The sequence below is a fragment of the Robbsia andropogonis genome (genome assembly GCF_000970345.1).
In the GTDB taxonomy this organism is placed as follows: domain Bacteria; phylum Pseudomonadota; class Gammaproteobacteria; order Burkholderiales; family Burkholderiaceae; genus Robbsia; species Robbsia andropogonis.
Genome location: NZ_LAQU01000038.1, coordinates 22827 through 39993 on the forward strand (window position 1 = coordinate 22827; position 17167 = coordinate 39993).

The 17167-nt window shown below is 59.3% G+C and carries 9 protein-coding genes and 1 pseudogene; 6 read left to right on the plus strand and 4 right to left on the minus strand.

All coding sequences use genetic code 11. The features are described from left to right. The first annotated feature begins 280 nt into the window (after positions 1-280). The 4 genes from WM40_RS22450 (at position 281) to WM40_RS22465 (ending at position 8240) form a co-directional block, all read left to right on the plus strand. Complete coding sequence (locus tag WM40_RS22450; protein ID WP_046154027.1) at positions 281-904, plus strand: biliverdin-producing heme oxygenase; 624 nt, start codon at positions 281-283, stop codon at positions 902-904. Continuing rightward, positions 901-3375 carry an ATP-binding protein gene (locus WM40_RS22455; RefSeq protein WP_024902921.1) on the plus strand — a complete coding sequence of 825 codons (2475 nt, stop codon included), beginning with the start codon at positions 901-903 and terminating at the stop codon, positions 3373-3375. The genes WM40_RS22450 and WM40_RS22455 overlap by 4 nt, the downstream gene beginning before the upstream one ends. Further along, the gene (locus tag WM40_RS22460; RefSeq protein WP_046154033.1) at positions 3368-5287 is read left to right on the plus strand and encodes a response regulator; all 1920 of its coding nucleotides are present in this window, start codon (positions 3368-3370) and stop codon (positions 5285-5287) included. The genes WM40_RS22455 and WM40_RS22460 overlap by 8 nt, the downstream gene beginning before the upstream one ends. A 181-nt stretch (positions 5288-5468) precedes the next feature. After that, on the plus strand, positions 5469-8240 hold the full coding sequence (locus tag WM40_RS22465; protein WP_413783821.1) for an AsmA family protein: 2772 nt from the start codon (positions 5469-5471) through the stop codon (positions 8238-8240). A gap of 119 nt (positions 8241-8359) precedes the next feature. Here WM40_RS22465 and WM40_RS22470 read toward each other — a convergent pair whose 3' ends face one another. Both WM40_RS22470 and WM40_RS22475 read right to left on the minus strand, forming a co-directional pair. Continuing rightward, positions 8360-8569 carry a dodecin gene (locus WM40_RS22470; protein WP_024902918.1) on the minus strand — a complete coding sequence of 70 codons (210 nt, stop codon included), beginning with the start codon at positions 8567-8569 and terminating at the stop codon, positions 8360-8362. 120 nt (positions 8570-8689) lie between these two features. Beyond that, positions 8690-9115: a hypothetical protein gene (locus WM40_RS22475; RefSeq protein ID WP_046154035.1), complete on the minus strand. Its 426-nt coding sequence runs from the start codon at positions 9113-9115 to the stop codon at positions 8690-8692. A gap of 616 nt (positions 9116-9731) precedes the next feature. Here WM40_RS22475 and glgX point away from each other — a divergent pair. Beyond that, positions 9732-12017, plus strand: coding sequence for a glycogen debranching protein GlgX (gene glgX / locus WM40_RS22480; protein ID WP_046154036.1), 2286 nt, complete (start codon positions 9732-9734; stop codon positions 12015-12017). A 217-nt stretch (positions 12018-12234) separates the two neighbouring features. Here the strand turns inward: glgX and WM40_RS22485 are convergent, their stop codons facing one another. Beyond that, entirely contained in the window at positions 12235-13575 is a 1341-nt protein-coding gene (locus WM40_RS22485; RefSeq protein ID WP_157685902.1) for a tetratricopeptide repeat protein, read from the minus strand. A gap of 93 nt (positions 13576-13668) precedes the next feature. After that, positions 13669-14364 (minus strand): PspA/IM30 family protein, encoded by a 696-nt coding sequence (locus tag WM40_RS22490; RefSeq protein WP_024902913.1) that lies wholly within the window; start codon positions 14362-14364, stop codon positions 13669-13671. 446 nt (positions 14365-14810) lie between these two features. Here WM40_RS22490 and WM40_RS22495 point away from each other — a divergent pair. Then, a pseudogene (locus WM40_RS22495) lies at positions 14811-17167 on the plus strand (penicillin-binding protein 1A); the annotation flags it as partial.

A 17167-nucleotide genomic window follows, 5' to 3' on the forward strand; every position in this document is an offset into this window, starting at 1 on the left:
TATAGGCATACAGGTTTTCACGCAATCGCGCCGCAGCAACACCGGGTTGGATAGGCCTGCCGGCAGGGGTTCACAGGCGTGCAGCGTTGCAGAATAATCGTTGTTATGATGTAAAACAGGATTTCGAGGTCTACTGCCGTAATCTTTGGCCACGACGCGGCGATGCGGGTGGAGCCAAGGTAACGCATGTCGACGAGGACGCCGTTGAACGGGCGTCCACGAAGTGCCGAAACACCAGATCACTTGCCGCCTTGATGACTCTTTGCCGTCGTACGCTTTCATGACTGACCTGCTAAGCCGTTTAAAAACAGAGACCGCTGATTGCCATCATGCGCTGGAGCGCGATATGGACATCATGCGCCCGACAATGCGGCGGGACGAATATGTAGCGCTTCTGACGCGGTTTCGTGCTTTCGTGGCGCCCTGGGAGACGCGTCTGCGCGCGGCCGTACCCGACGACCTTGAGGCGTTTGTTTCGACACGCGAAAAAACGGCTTTGCTCGATGCCGACCTTGCCTTTCTGGGGCAAATGCCGATATCGGCAGCATTGGCGGCCGGCGGTTCGGCGTGGGCGGCAACCGTGCCAATGCACGGGATCGGCGCCTGTTTCGGAACCCTCTATGTGATGGAAGGCTCGACGCTTGGTGGGCGATTCATCGGTCCTGCGATGGCACAGCGCTTTCAGCTCAGCGGTCGACAAGGCTATGCCTACTTTGATCCGTACGGCGACAAGACCGGCAGCATGTGGAACGCGTTCAAGGTGGAGGCAACGGCGCGTGTACCCGAAGGCGAATTCATGGAAGCCGTGGCGTCCGCCCGCGCGACATTCCGTGCCTTGCAATCCTGGCTGCCCTCGCCGGATACGCCGGGACAAACCACGATCCTGGCTCAGCCCGCAGCATGACGACCATTTTGCCGGGATCGGATGACAAGCCGTCGATGCCGGGCGCGAATGTCGCCCGGCTCGCGTCCACCGAAGTCGTGGCGGTATCGGCGACAGCGGATGATACGCCGACCGCCAGTAGTGTGAAAAACTGTGATGACCCTTTTGACGACATCGCGTTCCGCGCCGCTGTCGCGGCATGCGATGCCGAGCCCATCCATATTCCTGGGGGCATTCAGCCGCATGGCTATGTCCTTGCACTGGACGCGTCACACCATGTCATCCAGTGCTCGGCCAACATCACCGAGTTGACGCGCCGCCCGCCGCAGGCAATGCTCGGTCTTCCGGTGGCCGAGGTGATAGGAGAGGGCGGCGCGCGTGCAATCGTCGAGGCGCTTTCATCTGCGGAGATCAATGACCAGCCCTTGTATGTCTGTCGGGTTTCGTGGTCGCCTGATAGCATGGCTCATCGCGTGTCCGATGCGTCGGATGCCGCGGATTCGGCGGCGCGGCATGCGCGGGGTGAGCGCGCGCTTGACTTGATCGTGCACGCGCATGATGGTGTGACACTCTTGGAAATCGAACCGACCGATCACGTCGGGAACGTTTTCAGTCCGATCTATGCGTTGGTACGCACGTTTATCGGCCGCTTGCAGGATGCGGGCACGGTCGAGGCCCTCAGCGTCGTTGCGGCACGCGAAGTACGTCGGATCACGGGTTTCGGTCGTGTACTGGTGTATCGTTTCGATGAAGATGGCAACGGCCAGGTGCTAGCGGAAGATCGCGAGGACGACTATGTCTCGTATATGGGTCAGCATTTTCCTGCATCTGATATTCCGCTACAGGCGCGGGCGTTGTATTTAAAGCATCGTATCCGTTTAATCGTCGACGCGGGCTATGCACCGTCGGTGCTGCTGCCGGCGATCCATCCGCATACCGGTCGGCCCACGGATCTGTCGTACGCAACGTTGCGTAGCGTCTCGCCGGTGCATTTGCAATACATGCGCAATATGGGCACGGCCAGTTCGATGTCGATCTCGATTATCGTGCGCGGTCGTTTGTGGGGTTTGATCTCTTGTCATCACGCAACGCCCCGTCACCTTAATTTTGAGACTCGCGCGGCGTGTGAACACTTGGGTGCCGTCTTATCGTTGCAAATGGAGGCGAAAGAGGACCGCGCTGAATCGGATTACCGCCTGGAACTGAGACGGATGCTTGTCGATCTGATTGCGACAATGTCCGATCGGGATGATTTCGTCGATAGCCTGATGTCGGATCCGCGCGGCCTGCTGCGATTCATGGCTGCCGATGGCGCGGCCGTCGTGTTCGAGGGGCGCACGGTCACGGTGGGTGCGACGCCGGATGAAGCGACGATCGAGGCGCTCATTTCCCATATCGGCACGCAGTCGACGCGTGACGTGTTCGCCACCGATGCGATTGGCGAGCAGTTGCCGGCAGCGCTACCGTTCGCCGGAATTGCCAGCGGCATGCTCGCGGTGCAGATTTCGCGCTTGCATAGACACTTCGTCATATGGTTCCGGCCGGAGGTCGTTCGGACCATCGAGTGGGCGGGCAATCCGCGCAAGCTGGATGCCGACGCGAGTGGACGTTTATCACCGCGTACAAGTTTCGAGACCTGGAAAGAAGTGGTGCGCAATCGATCCGTTCGATGGCGCGCGGGCGAACTGGCGGCGGCGCATGAATTTCGCGCCTCGGTGCTCAGCATCGTGCTGAGACGCGCCGAGGAGATGGCCGCCATTGCCGCCGAGCTTGGGCGTGTCAACAAGGAACTCGAATCGTTTTCCTATTCTGTTTCGCATGACTTGCGTGCCCCTTTGCGGCATATCGTGGGCTATGCCGACCTGCTGACTGAATATGAAGGTGATCGGTTGACGGAGCGGGGTGCACGCTTCCTGAAGAATATCGTCGATTCGGCGCGTTTCGCCGGCACATTGGTCGACGACCTGCTGACGTTCTCGCAAATGGGACGCGCGGCATTGCGTCCGACGCCTGTACGACTCAATACATTGGTGGATACCGTTATCCGCGAAATGCAGCATGAGAATCCGCATAGACGCATTGTCTGGCATATCGCGCCGTTACCGACTGTCATCGGCGATCCCGCCTTTCTTCTGCTTGCCATCCGTAATCTGCTTGCCAACGCGGTGAAATACACGCGCACACGCGAGCAAGCGGAAATCACCGTGGACGCAAGCGAGGGCGCGACGGAGTATGTGATTTCGGTGGCCGACAACGGCGTGGGGTTTAACATGCGCTACGTGGGCAAGCTGTTTGGCGTGTTCCAGCGGTTGCATCGCACCGAGGACTTCGAGGGCACCGGTATTGGATTGGCGAACGTGCGTCGCATCATCGAGCGTCACGATGGCCGCACCTGGGCGGAAGGTGAACTGGATCGCGGTGCGCGGTTCTTTTTCACGATGCCGAAACACGCGCAAACCGCAGCGCGGTCGACGGGACCCGAAGGTGACTGAGCCGCTGCATCTGCTGTTGGTCGAAGACAGCTCGCTTGATGCGGAGTTGACGTTGTCACGGCTGGATGTCGCCGGCTTTACCTATGACGTCCATATCGTCGATAACGCGTTCGACTTCGATGCGGCGGTCCGCACGGGGCGTTATGACGTCGTCCTCGCGGACTTTGTCTTGCCGTCGTTCTCCGGCGGCGAGGCATTGGGGATGGCACGTGCGTATTCGCAGGATCTGCCCTTCATTTTCGTCTCGGGCGTACTCGGCGAAGAGCATGCGGTGGACATGCTGAAACGTGGCGCGACTGATTATGTTTTAAAGCAGCGCCTGCAACGCCTTCCCGCAGTGATTCAGCGTGCATTGGCCGAGCGCGACGAGAAGCGCCAGCGGCTGCAGGCGGAGGAGCGTCTGCAAGAAACGGAGACGCATTTCAGGCAGTTAGTCGACGCATTGAAAGATTATGCGGTGATTACGCTGGACCCGAAAGGCCACATTCAGACATGGAATCACGCCGCCCGCCAGATTCTGGGTTACACGGAAGCGCAGATGGTGGGCCAATGCGCCGATCGTCTCTTTACCGAAGCCGATGTCCTTGGCGATGCAATGCGCAGCGCCAAGGCATCTGGCAGCCATTCCGATGATCGCTGGGTATCCCGCGAGGACGGCCAGCGTGTATTTGCCTCGCTGGTGACCACGGCCATGCATGATGCGCGTGGTGCGCTGGCGGGGTTTTCATTGATCTTACGCGATACCACCCAAGCGCGGCGCACGGCGGATGCATTGCAGCAGGCAAAGGAAGAGGCGGAGCGGGCAAATCGCGCGAAGGACCATTTCCTGGCGGTGTTGTCGCATGAATTGCGCACGCCGTTGACGCCGATTCTTGCCGCGGCGCGGTTGATGCGCATGAAAGGTTTGCTCGATGAGGAGCACACGCACCTGCTGAATGTCGTACAGCACAACGTCGAGCTCGAAGCGCGGCTCATCGACGACCTGCTCGATCTGACGAGCATTTCGCGCGGAAAACTCAGTTTGAACTTTGCATCGGTATCTCTGGGAGATTTGCTCGAGAACGCGATCAATATGTCGACCGCCGACATTGCCGCGAAAGGACAGACCTTGCATATCATCCGCAGGGAGACGCAGAGCGGAGTCCGGGGTGACGCTGCGCGATTGCAGCAGATCATCTGGAACCTTGTCAGGAACGCGGTGAAGTTCACGCCAGCGAATGGCACCATCGATGTCACGCTGTTCAATCCCGACTCGGAACATGTGGCGGTACAGGTTGATGATTCGGGCATTGGCATCAGTGCGGACGCGTTGCCGAAAATCTTTTCCGCGTTCGAGCAGGCCGACGAAACAATCGGCCCTGCTTTTGGCGGGCTCGGTCTCGGCTTGGCGATTGCCAACACGCTGGCGGTAAAGCACGGTGGTAGCATTCGCGCGGAAAGCGCCGGGCGTGATCAGGGCGCGCGCTTCACTTTCTCGATCCCATTGGCGCGGCATACACCGGTGGAGGCGGGGGACGATGTCGTGGTCGCGTCGACGGCGGCCGCTCGCCGGGTGCTGTCCGTATTGCTGGTCGAGGATAACGCCTACACATCGGCTGCGATGGCGCAACTGATCGAAGTCTTCGGACACCGTGTCGATGTGGCCGAGTCCGTCGGCGCGGCACGCGAATATATCAATGCGGGCCGATATGACTTGCTGATCAGCGACATCGGACTACCGGACGGCACGGGCCTGGATGTTGTGCGCCATTGGAACGTGATGCAGCACGCGGCGCCGTCGATCGCGATAACCGGTTATGGCATGGAAGAGGATATGCGCCGCTGTCTCGATGCTGGCTTCGGCAATCATGTCACGAAACCGGTCGACTTCGATCGCCTCGAGAAGATGCTCGACGACATCGCCCAACGATGAGGCGAGTCAACGCGTGCTGTTCTCGCGGCCTCTTATGCGACGGAAACAGTTTTCCGTGATCGTGCACCATGCCTGGGCATGTTTTTTGCGGCTTTAGATGACATTTTTACGCGCGCATGCGTTGCTTTTTGCGCTGCAACCCCGGCACAGGCCTGGCAACCAGAACGATAATGCAATCCGCATGGCCGTTCCACGCCACACGATGTTGGCGGATAGGCGGCAAAAACCGGTAGAGCAAGGAGATAAAGGCATGGCGGAGCGGCCCGGAACGGATGAACCCTCGGGTGGGTTGGATCATCAACACGCCGCAATAGTATCTCCGGCAGATGTTTCCCGTGAATCGTCAACAGACAGCGCGACGCGCATGTTCGACAGTGAGACTGGAAATAACGGCCCTCGTGGCGACAATGGCGGCGATGGTAATGGGTCCGGTAATCACGGGCACAAACCGCCACGTACGACAGGCGGGCGTATTTTTCGCGGACTGATGTGGCTTGTCGTCATCCTGCTGGTGCTGATGCTGGCCGTGGTTATTTTCGTCGCGACATTTGATTGGAATCGCGCAAAGCCATTCATTAATAACAAGGTCTCCAAAGAATTGGGTCGTCCGTTTGCAATCAATGGCGATCTGTCGGTGAAGTGGCGGCGACCGCCCGACGCACCGGGCTGGCGTGGATGGCTTCCATGGCCGCATGTCAGCGCGCATGACATTACCTTGGCCAATGCGGATTGGGCACGCACGAAAGAGATGGTTTCCGTGGCCGCCGTCGACTTCGACGTCGCCGTACCGCCATTGCTGATCCGTGAGGTTTCGATTCCGTCGGTCGCATTGCGGCAACCGCAAGTGGACATCGAACGCATGCACGACGGTCGTAACAACTACACATTTAAGACCTCGTCTAGTGGCGGCGCGCAGTCGAGCGCCTGGAAGGTGGCGTTGCGTGACATCACCTTCAGCACGGGTACGATCACTGTGCTGGATGAGGATCGCAAGGCCGACCTGACGCTGACGCTCGATACGTTAGGCAATCCGATCCCGTTCGGCGAGATGTTGAAGCAGCAAGAGGAAACCTCACGACGAGAGTCGAGTGAAACGCTGGGACGCAACGGCGCCGCGAAATTCTCGAAAGCGGCCGCGGCCAATGAAGCATCGCAGGCGTCGGCCGCATCTGCCGCGTCTGCCTCATCCGCCGCGTCGGATGCACGCGAGGCGTCCAGGACGACGAACCGCGGGGTGGTCGCGGCCAGTGCCACCGCGCCTGGTGATGGCGCAGCGGATGCGGCGAAGGATGTGGCCATGGCTGCCTCTGAGGCGGGCGCCGACGCTGCTTCGTCTGGGGCATCCGCCAGGTCGACGGCGTCGAAGGCGTCCTCCGGGCGCGAGGGTACCTCCTTGTCCGCGTCCAATGTGACCGCTGCAAAGGGTGTTTCGCCAACCGCCGGTGCAGTGCCGGCGGTGACACCAGTCAGCCCCTATCGCTTGGGGTGGACGATGAAGGGCAAATACAACAATAGCCCAGTTTCCGGCACCGGAAAGCTGGGCGAAGTGCTGTCGCTTCAAGACGCGACACGGCCTTTCCCATTGCAGGCGGACGTCAAGATAGGCGATACACGCATCGCTTTGGTGGGTACGCTGACGGACCCCATGCATCTCGCGGCACTTGATTTGCGCTTGTGGTTTCAAGGTCAGAGCTTGTCTCATCTGTATTCGCTAACCGGAATCGCATTGCCCGACTCGCCGCCATTCGCCACGGAAGGGCGTTTGATTGGGGCATTCAAGCCCGCAGGTAACGTATTCCGCTATCAGGATTTTACGGGACGCGTAGGTGGCAGCGATTTGAACGGAACGCTGGTGTACGAAGGCATAACGCCACGCCCCAAGCTCAGTGGGAACCTTGTCTCGCATCTATTGCAGTTTTCGGACCTCGCCCCGTTGATCGGCGCGGATTCAAACGCGGAAAAAGCAAAACGTGGTGATGTCGACAGGCAGCCCAGCAACAAAGCATTGCCTGTCGAGGCATTCCGTACCGATCGCTGGAAATCGATTGATGCCGATGTGACGTTTGCCGGCAAACGCATTATCCGTGACGCATCCTTGCCGATCACGGATCTTTACACGCACGTGATGTTGAGCAATGGTCGATTGCAGTTGGTCCCGCTGCGCTTCGGCGTGGCGGGGGGGGACCTCACTGCCGATATCGATCTGGACGGGGGCAAGGAGCCGCTGCAGGCGCGCGTGTCGATGGGGGCACGGCATGTGAAGCTGAAACAGTTGTTCCCGACATCGAAGACCATGCAGAGCGCGCTCGGGGAGATCAACGGCGATGCGGCGCTTTCCGCAACCGGCAACTCACCGGCCCGCCTGGCCGCTACCTCGAACGGTGAAATCAAGTTGCTGGTCCAGCACGGTGCGGTGAGCGCGTTCCTGATGGAGGCGGCCGGCTTGAATGTCGCCAATGCGGTCATCGAACGCCTGTTCGGCAATCGGGATGTGCAGATCAATTGCGCGGCATCGGACTTCGTCGTTGACAACGGCGTGTTGAATTCGAAGGTCTTCGTGGTGGATACGCAGGATGCGGTTATCGATGTCGATGGGACGATCGATCTTCGTACCGAGGGGATGGATTTGGGCATTCACCCCCATACCAAGGGCTTCCGCATATTCTCGTTACGCTCGCCCTTGTATGTGAAGGGAACATTCAAGGACCCGCATATTGGTGTGGATGCATTGCCACTCGCCGCGCGTGGGGCTGCGGCGGTCGGACTGGGCCTGCTGAACCCGTTTGCCGCGCTGATACCGCTGTTGGCGCCCAGCCACCATGAGGAAGCACCGTGCGCGCAGTTGTTCAAGGCGCTCCAGGAAAAGCCGATGGCGCCACCACCAGGTAAGAAGGTATCGCCTAAAGCAGGGGCAGCAGCGGCGCGTGCGATGCAGTTAGAGAAAGCCAAGTAAGAAACGCGCCCTGGATATACCAAGGGCGCGTCTGTTTTAACTCGGGTGCGCTTGCCGAATTGGCATGCGCGGTTTGTACCCAGGAAGCCGGGGCGTTCCCCGCCTCCAGGTGGGGCCGATCAGTCTTCCACGCGAACGCCTACTTTGACAGTGACCTGCCAATGCGCGATCGCACCATCCCGCAAATGTCCACGTGTTTCGACGACCTCGAACCAATCGAGGTTTCGCAGGGTCTTCGACGCCTTTGCAATGGCCGTCTTGACGGCATCTTCGATCGACGTTTCCGATGAGCCGATCAATTCGATCTTCTTGTACACATGGTCCGTCATGGCATCCTCCTATTTCAATCGTCAGTGATACAACACGCTGCACTTCACGCACCTGCAGTCGTGTCAGCTCTCTGATTCATGTTAGCCGGGATACCCAAACCGTGCAGTAGCTAAGACGTTTCAGCGATCACCTCGCACGTTGCTACCCGCGGGAAGTGCGCCGAAGTCGTTCAACGCACGTGATCGTGCGCCGCTGGCAAAAACCAGCACGGCCACGCCATTGTGCTCGTACCAGCAACCACCGGTTTCCAATCGCAAACACGGTTGTTCCAGCGCATGCATCACACTTTCCACGCAGCGTTGGCGTAGTTCGGATAAGGGAGGGTAAGGGGCGCGCGCGCCGGGCACCGCGCACAATAGCAGGTCGAGGCCTGGTAAAAAGTGCGCATAAAGTACCGGTTCATCCTGCGCACGTGCCCTGGCAAGCTTGCTGTCAAGGCGTGCAGGCATGGCGGTCCAGGCGGGAGACCAGCCACGTATCACATCCAAGTATGTCGCCACCCCGGCAGAGGACTGCCGGCGGGCGGTTGTTTTCCGAGAAGCCATATCGTACGACCGCCGAGCGTCGGCGCGCGATGGAAAAAGGAACAAAATACAGGAATCCGGCCAGCAAGAAGCCGCGAAGCAAGTACCTGTATTACCCTGTCTGGCAAGTCGTGCAGTGAAACCGTTTGCTACGTGCAATGCGATACCGATGCACGTGTTCGGGTCAGCATACGTCAATTCGGATGATTTTGCCTGAAAACCCGCTCATTGATGTTGCGACCCATGCAGCCACTTGAATACGGTGAACTGGCCGTTGTGCGACACTTGAAGCATGGAAGTAAAGCGTGATAACAGCCGATTGAAGGAGCATACGATGATCAGAAAAATTGCGCTGTTGGGTTTTGTCAGCGGCTTTGCACTTTTCCTTTATGGTCGCAAATGGCTGTCGACGCTTGACGCAAACCATTCGGCGCGTCAATTGCCGTGACAGGCGTTGCGCGTGTTGACTCGCTGTTCCATGTCTGGCGCGAATCCTGCTACGTGATTCCGGTCGCGTCCTTTCGCCGCGTCGAGTAACCATCAAATGACGGCCGCCGGCATCGCCGCCGGCCGTCTTGGTATTGGTCGACGCGGCGACATCGCAGTGGGCGCGCACCACCAGGGAGCGCAGAACAGAATGACAACGACGGCAAGCCGCATTTCCGAAGGAACACCATTTCCACGGGGTGCAACGTGGGATGGCAAGGGCGTGAACTTTGCGCTGTTTTCGGCGCATGCGACAAAGGTCGAACTGTGCATCTTCGACGACAAGGGCGAGCAGGAAATCGAGCGGATCGTGCTGCCGGAATATACGGATGAGGTTTGGCACGTCTACGTGCATGACCTCGCGCCGGGCGCCGTGTACGGTTATCGCGTCCACGGCCCGTATGAACCGGAAAATGGTCATCGTTTCAATCCGAACAAGCTATTGCTCGATCCCTATGCAAAAGCGCATGTCGGTGAGTTGAAATGGGCACCGGAAGTGTTCGGCTATACGCTGGGGCATCCGGACCAGGATCTTTCCTTTGACGAACGCGATAGTGCGCCGTTCGTGCCGAAGTGTCGTGTGGTCGATCAAAGTTTCGTCTGGCATCATCCCACCCGCGTTCGGGTGCCCTTCGATCGGACGGTGATCTACGAAACGCACGTGAAGGGTTTCACGATGCGTCATCCGCAGGTGCCGGAAAACGTGCGCGGGACCTTTGCCGGGCTAGGCGAGCAAGTGGTCATCGATTACGTAAAAGCATTGGGCGTCACCAGCGTGGAATTGTTGCCGATACACACGTTCGTTAATGACGATTACCTTCTCGAGAAAGGCCTGACGAACTATTGGGGGTACAACACGATCGGCTTTTTCGCGGCCGATCCGCGTTACCTCAGCACCGGCAGGCTGGACGAAGTCAAGGAGACCGTCGATCGCTACCATGACGCCGGTCTCGAAATTATTCTCGACGTGGTGTACAACCACACTGCGGAAGGCAATGAATTAGGCCCGACGTTGTCCTACAAAGGTATCGACAATGCGTCGTACTATCGCCTGATGCCTGACGAGCAGCGCTACTATATCAACGACACCGGCACTGGTAATACCCTGAATCTATCGCATCCTCGTGTATTGCAGATGGTGACGGACAGCTTGCGCTACTGGGTCACCGAGATGAATGTGGATGGATTCCGGTTCGACTTGGCGACGATCCTGGGACGCGAGCCACACGGTTTCGATGAAGGTGGCGGTTTCCTCGATAGCTGCCGGCAGGATCCCATCTTGTCGAGTGTCAAGTTGATCGCGGAACCATGGGATTGTGGTCCGGGCGGTTATCAAGTTGGTCGATTCCCACCGGGTTGGGCGGAGTGGAACGACCGTTACCGCGATACCGTCCGTGCGTTCTGGAAGGGCGATGATGCAATTGCATCGGAACTTGCCACGCGGATCACGGCATCCGCGGACAAATTCAATCACCGCGGGCGACGTCCCTGGGCGAGTGTCAACTTCATCACCGCGCATGATGGCTTCACGTTGAACGATCTGGTGACGTTCAACGACAAGCATAACGATGTGAATGGCGAGGATAATCGTGACGGATCGTCTGACAATCGGTCCTGGAATTGTGGCCATGAGGGACCGGTTCCGTCCACGGCGGCCTTGTCGGAGCAGATCGAGAAAGCCGGCGATACGGCAAATGACGCACAACACGATGTGCCATCGCTGGCCGCGCAATGGGAAGTGCGCGTGCTGCGCGAGCGTCAGAAACGCAATATGCTCGCAACGTTGCTGTTCTCCCAAGGCACACCGATGATCCTGGCGGGCGATGAATTTGGTCGAACGCAGCAGGGCAACAACAATGCCTATTGCCAGGATAACGAGATCAGTTGGGTCGATTGGGAAAATATCGACGACGATGGCCGCGCGCTGGTTGAGTTTACCCGCAACCTGTTGCAACTGCGCCAACGTCTTCCGGTCTTGCGACGTAACCGGTTTCTGACCGGAGAATGGAACGAGGCATTGGAAGTCAGCGATGTGAAGTGGCTGGGTACCGATGGCCAACCGCTATCCGACGAGCAATGGGATGATGGCACGATGCGCTGTTTTGGCATGGTCATCGATGGCCGGGCCCAGGCGAGCGGCATTCGCAAACCGGCGGGTGATGCAACGTTGCTGATCGTTTTCAATGCACATCACGACGTGGTGGACTTCACGTTGCCGGAGATTCCCGGCAGCGACCAGTGGACGTGCATGGTCGACACGAACATGCCTGTGCGCGACACCTTGCCGGAATTCGGTTCCGGGGATGTCTATCAGGTGACCGGGCGCTCCTTGTTGTTGTTCGCGTTGCAATCGCGTGGTGCGACACAACGCATCTTCGACAAGCTCGGGGAGACGCTGACCAACGAAGCGCCGGACGTTCCGTTGCCGGGCAACTAATAAGTGCGCCGCCGACAGACGAGAGACGCGACGTTGGTGTAGGATGCGCCGTATCGCCAATACGGCGCATTCGTGATGGCAGGTGACGATGGGTACGGAAGGCGGCCTTTGGGACCAGTTGGTGTTGCTATGGCGCTGGCTTGTCGCGGTGTTTCGTTTCCTGGTGATGTTCCTCCGCTGGCTGGCGCAATGAACTGGCCGGCGAAGTAGGGTGGCTTTACGAATTATCCCAATCGTTATCGGTGTTGTCGGCCAGGTCGAAACCGCCGTCATTCCCGCCTGAGCCGTCGTCCCATTTATCGCCGCCATTACCGAAGTCGAAGCCGGCATTCTGACCCTGGTTACCTGCATTGCCGCCGCCGTCCTCCGGCCGGTCCTGACGCGGTCCGTCACGCTCCACGATCACCTCGCGGTCTCGATGGCCGCCCATCATCTCGCCCAGCAGAACGCCTGTCATCAGCCCACCCATGCCGGCGCCAAAACCGCCTTGCTGCGGCTGCTGCACGATCACGGTTGGCTGCTGTTGGGGCGGCTGGTTGGTGTATGGCTGGTTTCCGAATGTCTGATTGCCCGACAAACGATCGGCCTCGTCGGCATAGGCGGACCGTGAACCCTGTGAAGAAAGACTCGCAGTGGACGCATTTTGCAGCATTGGGTCCGGGCGGCCTTCGGAAACGGCTTTGAGCCGGTCGACGCGGCGCGTCAGGTCCGCAAGCCGGTACGGCGGCGATGTTTCCGGACTGCTGTAGCGCTCGGCCCCGTCGCTCGCGCTGGTCAACTCGTCGATCAGCGCGCGAATTTCTCCTTCCACCGTGTCGGCATCACGCAACCAGGCATCTTTTTCGGGCGCCGTCGATAATTTCAGATCGAGTTTGATCGCTCGCAGCGATTGCTGCAGTGCTGTCGCCTGCTTCAAGGCGTCGCGATGGATATCCGTCGCGCCGGCTTCTTCTTCTGTCTGCCGTTTGCGCATCGCCCATCGAATCGACAACACGACCAACAAGCCAATCACCAGAATTCCGATCCACATGCCGATACCTGGTCTATGATGGGTGGGGGCAGCGGACAACGCTGTCTGTTGGAGGGCACCGCTGTCCGTGGCGGCGCCGTTGCTGCCGTTCATGCGCGCGCTGCCGTTCCTGCTGCCGGCTTCGGCCGTGATACGGCGCTCTACTGCTTCGAATTTCGCTTTGTCGGTAAAGCCGAGCGATGGGTCGACCCGTCGGGCCGCCTGTAACGCGGACAGTGCGTCGGCATATCGGTGGCTGTGTTCGAGGACCTGCGCATCGAGGTAATGTGCGCGCGCGCTGTTCGGATTGGCTGCAATGACTTGTTGCAGCATCCGATGTGCACCGTCCATGTCGCCGCGGGCGATGGCCGCTTCCACCTGGTCTACCGAGGGGGCAGTGGCGGCCATGGCGATACCACCGACCAGGCCGGTTCCCGGCAAGATCGTAGCCACCAGTGGTGGGGCAGCCAGAAACAGGATCCCGAGCGCGATGCTCATCGCCACGCCGCCAAGGCGCTTACGCAAATTACGTTGATTCAAAGTCGACATGTCGATACGGCACGGTGTTGTCGCGGTAGCCGGCGCCCCGCGATAATCTTGCGGAAGCGAACCCGGCATCAATCGCAGGGTGGAACGCTTCGATCAGGCGGTGGGCTTGTCGCCGTCGCCACCATCCAACTGTTTTTTCAGTGCGGCAAGGCGATCATCCACTGACGGGCCGCTGCTCATCGCCGCCAGCTTATCGTCCAGCGTCTTGCCGCTGCGCTCGTCCGCCGAGCCCAGGCGGGCGTCTGAGCGCGCGTTGGAGAGATTGACTTTTTCCTCCAGGCGCTCGAATTCAGCGGACAAGTCCTTGCCGCCGATCCCACCGAGCGCCGTGGCTGCCGTGTCCTTCGCCTTGGCGATTTCCTGCTTCGCGCCGAGGATATTGGTGCGGGCGTTCAATTCATTGCGGCGCTTGCGCATGTCGTCGATCTGTAATTTCAAGTGATCGAGCGACGGCTTCAGCTTGTCCAATTCCGCGGCCAAAGCGTCGCGTTCGGCTTCGGCGCTTGCTTGGGCGGTCAGTGCTTCCTTTGCCAGTCCCTCGTCGCCACCCTTCAGCGCGCGCAGGGCACCCGCCGCGTATTTCGTGGCCTTATCGTTGGCCAGGTCGCGCTTGCTTTCCTGGTTGCTGTACTGCGCCTGTATTTCAATCAGCGAGTTTTCCGCGCGCTGGATGCTGGCATCCAGTTCCCGGACGATCTGCCGGGCATCGCGCGACGGGTCCTGCACGGAATCCGCCGCATCGTTCAACAGACCTTTCATGGTACGGGAAATACTATCGAATAGCGACATCGTGCCTCTCCATCTCAAAAGTCATCGCCGCCAACATATCACAGCTGGGCTGGGGCGGCGCATGGCCCGGCTTCAGCATCCCGTCATCCGGGTAAATTCAGTTACAGGACATTTCAAGGAACACCCATCCACCGTGGACGAGGCGTTGCGTGAACGCGTGTCCCGGAAAACTATTACAAAAAATCGGGGCAGTATTGCGACATTTCAAGCCCGAAGCCGCCCGGTTTCTTTACAATGCGGCATGGCATCGGTTGTCAGCAGCGCGATTTTGCTGCGCCGCCGCTGCCAGGCTTGCAAATCGCTTTCATCTCCGCGCGACCGATCGGTGCAGCCGTCTGCCTGTCGGCGCGGCACGCACAGCCGAATACGCGCGCCTTGGCGTGTCCCGACCGTCGGTGATCCGGCGGCGACCGCCGCGGCGCAGGCAATCGACTTACCGCTTCTACATGGCTTCCACGCGACAACCCACTACCCCTGGCAAAGACCCGAAACCCTCTCGCTCCCTGGCTTCCCGGTTGATTCTGGCACTCCTCGGCTTGATTGGCGGACTGATCGTGATCGGAGCATTGATCGTCGGTTACGCGTTGATCGTCATGACGCCAAACCTGCCACCGTTGACCGCCTTGACGGATTACCGGCCGAAAGTGCCATTGCGGATCTACACGGCGGACCACGTGTTGATCGGCGAATTCGGCGAAGAACGCCGGCGGCTGGTGCGGTTTGCCGATATCCCGCCTGTCATGAAGGACGCCGTGCTTGCGATCGAGGACTATCGGTTCTATGAGCACGGTGGTGTTGATTTTATCGGGATACTGCGTGCGGGCGTGAACGACATCATGCACGGTGGGGCGTCGCAGGGTGCCAGCACGATCACGATGCAGGTCGCGCGAAATTTCTTCTTGTCCAGTGAAAAGACCTATACCCGCAAGATCTACGAGATGCTGCTGGCGTATAAGATCGAGTCGGCGCTGTCGAAGGATCAGATCCTCGAGCTGTATATGAACCAGATCTATCTGGGGCAGCGAGCCTACGGTTTCGCCAGCGCGGCGCAAGTCTATTTCGGGAAAGACTTGAAGGACATCACGCTAGCACAGGCGGCCATGCTGGCCGGGCTACCGAAGGCGCCATCCGCCTATAATCCCGTGGTCAATCCGAAGCGGGCGAAGATTCGTCAGGAATACATCCTGAAGCGGATGCTCGACCTCGGCTACATCAAGAAAGAAGAATATGACGCCGCGATCCAGGAGAATATCCACACGCGCGCAGGATCGATGAATCAGTTCAGCGTGCATGCCGAATACGTCGCCGAAATGGTCCGGCAGATGATGTATGCGCAGTACAAGGATGACGCATATACAAGAGGCTTGAACGTGGTGACCACGATCAACTCGGGTGACCAGGAAACAGCCTATCGGTCGCTGCGCAAAGGCATCATGGATTACGAAAAGCGTCATGGCTATCGTGGTCCGGAAGCGTTTATCGATCTGCCGGGCAGTGGTGATGATCGCGACCAGGCAGTGGAGGATGCATTGCTCGATCACCCGGACGATGGCGACATCGTTTCGGCGGTTGTGATCAAGGTGTCGCCGAAAGAGGTCGTCGCGCAACGCTTGAATGGCCAGACCATCACGATCTCCGGTGCAGGGCTTCGTTTTGCGGCGGCGTCGTTGAACCCGCGCGCGCAGCCTGCAAAGTTACTGCGTCCGGGCGCCGTGATTCGTTTGATCCAGGATATTCCGACGAAGGATCCGAACGATGCCGACGGTGGTTGGGACATCACACAACTGCCGCAAGTGGAAGGCGCATTGGTCGCCCTGCGGCCGAAGGACGGTGCCGTGACGGCGCTGGTGGGGGGCTTCGACTTTAACAAGAACAAGTTCAATCATGTAACGCAGGCATGGCGTCAGCCGGGGTCGACGTTCAAGCCGTTCATCTATTCGGCTTCGCTTGACAAGGGCCTGGGGCCGGCGACCATCATCAACGACGCGCCGTTGTACTTCAGTGCGCAACAAACCGGCGGTCAACCTTGGGAACCGCACGACGACGATCAGCCCGAAGGACCGATGACCATGCGTACGGCGCTCGACAAGTCGAAGAACCTGGTGTCCATCCGCATCCTGAATTACATCGGCACGCACTACGCGCAGGATTACATCACGCGCTTTGGTTTTGATCCGGCCAAGAACCCACCGTATCTGCCGATGGCGCTTGGTGCGGGGCTCGTCACGCCATTGCAATTGGTGAATGGGTATGCGGTATTCGCCAACGGCGGCTACCGTGTCAACCCTTACCTGGTCAGCGAGATCAGCGATGCCAACGGTAATATCCTGTCGCGTGCGCAGCCGCTGGTGGTGGGTGAGAATGCCCCCCGGGTGATCGATGCGCGCAATGCTTATCTGATGAACAGCTTGCTCCACGACGTGGCGACGCGGGGCACGGGCGCTGCAACCAATAAGATGGGTCGCAACGATCTGCAGGGCAAGACCGGCACGACCAACGATGCGCATGATGGCTGGTTCGCTGGCTATCAGCAGACGCAGGTCGCGGTGGCGTGGCTCGGTTATGACCAGCCGCGCACCTTGGGAAGCCGCGAATTTGGTGCACAGCTCGCATTGCCGGTGTGGATGAGCTATATGAGCGAGGTGCTCAAGGGGGTGCCGCAAGCATCGATGCCGATGCCGCCGGGATCACGTCGATCAATGGCGAGATCTACTCGGATGCTTTACCCAGGAAACGGTTTGTACAAAGTATCGGGCTGGACGACAGTGGTGACGGCTCGGTTCCGGGTAGCTTGCCTGGTGCC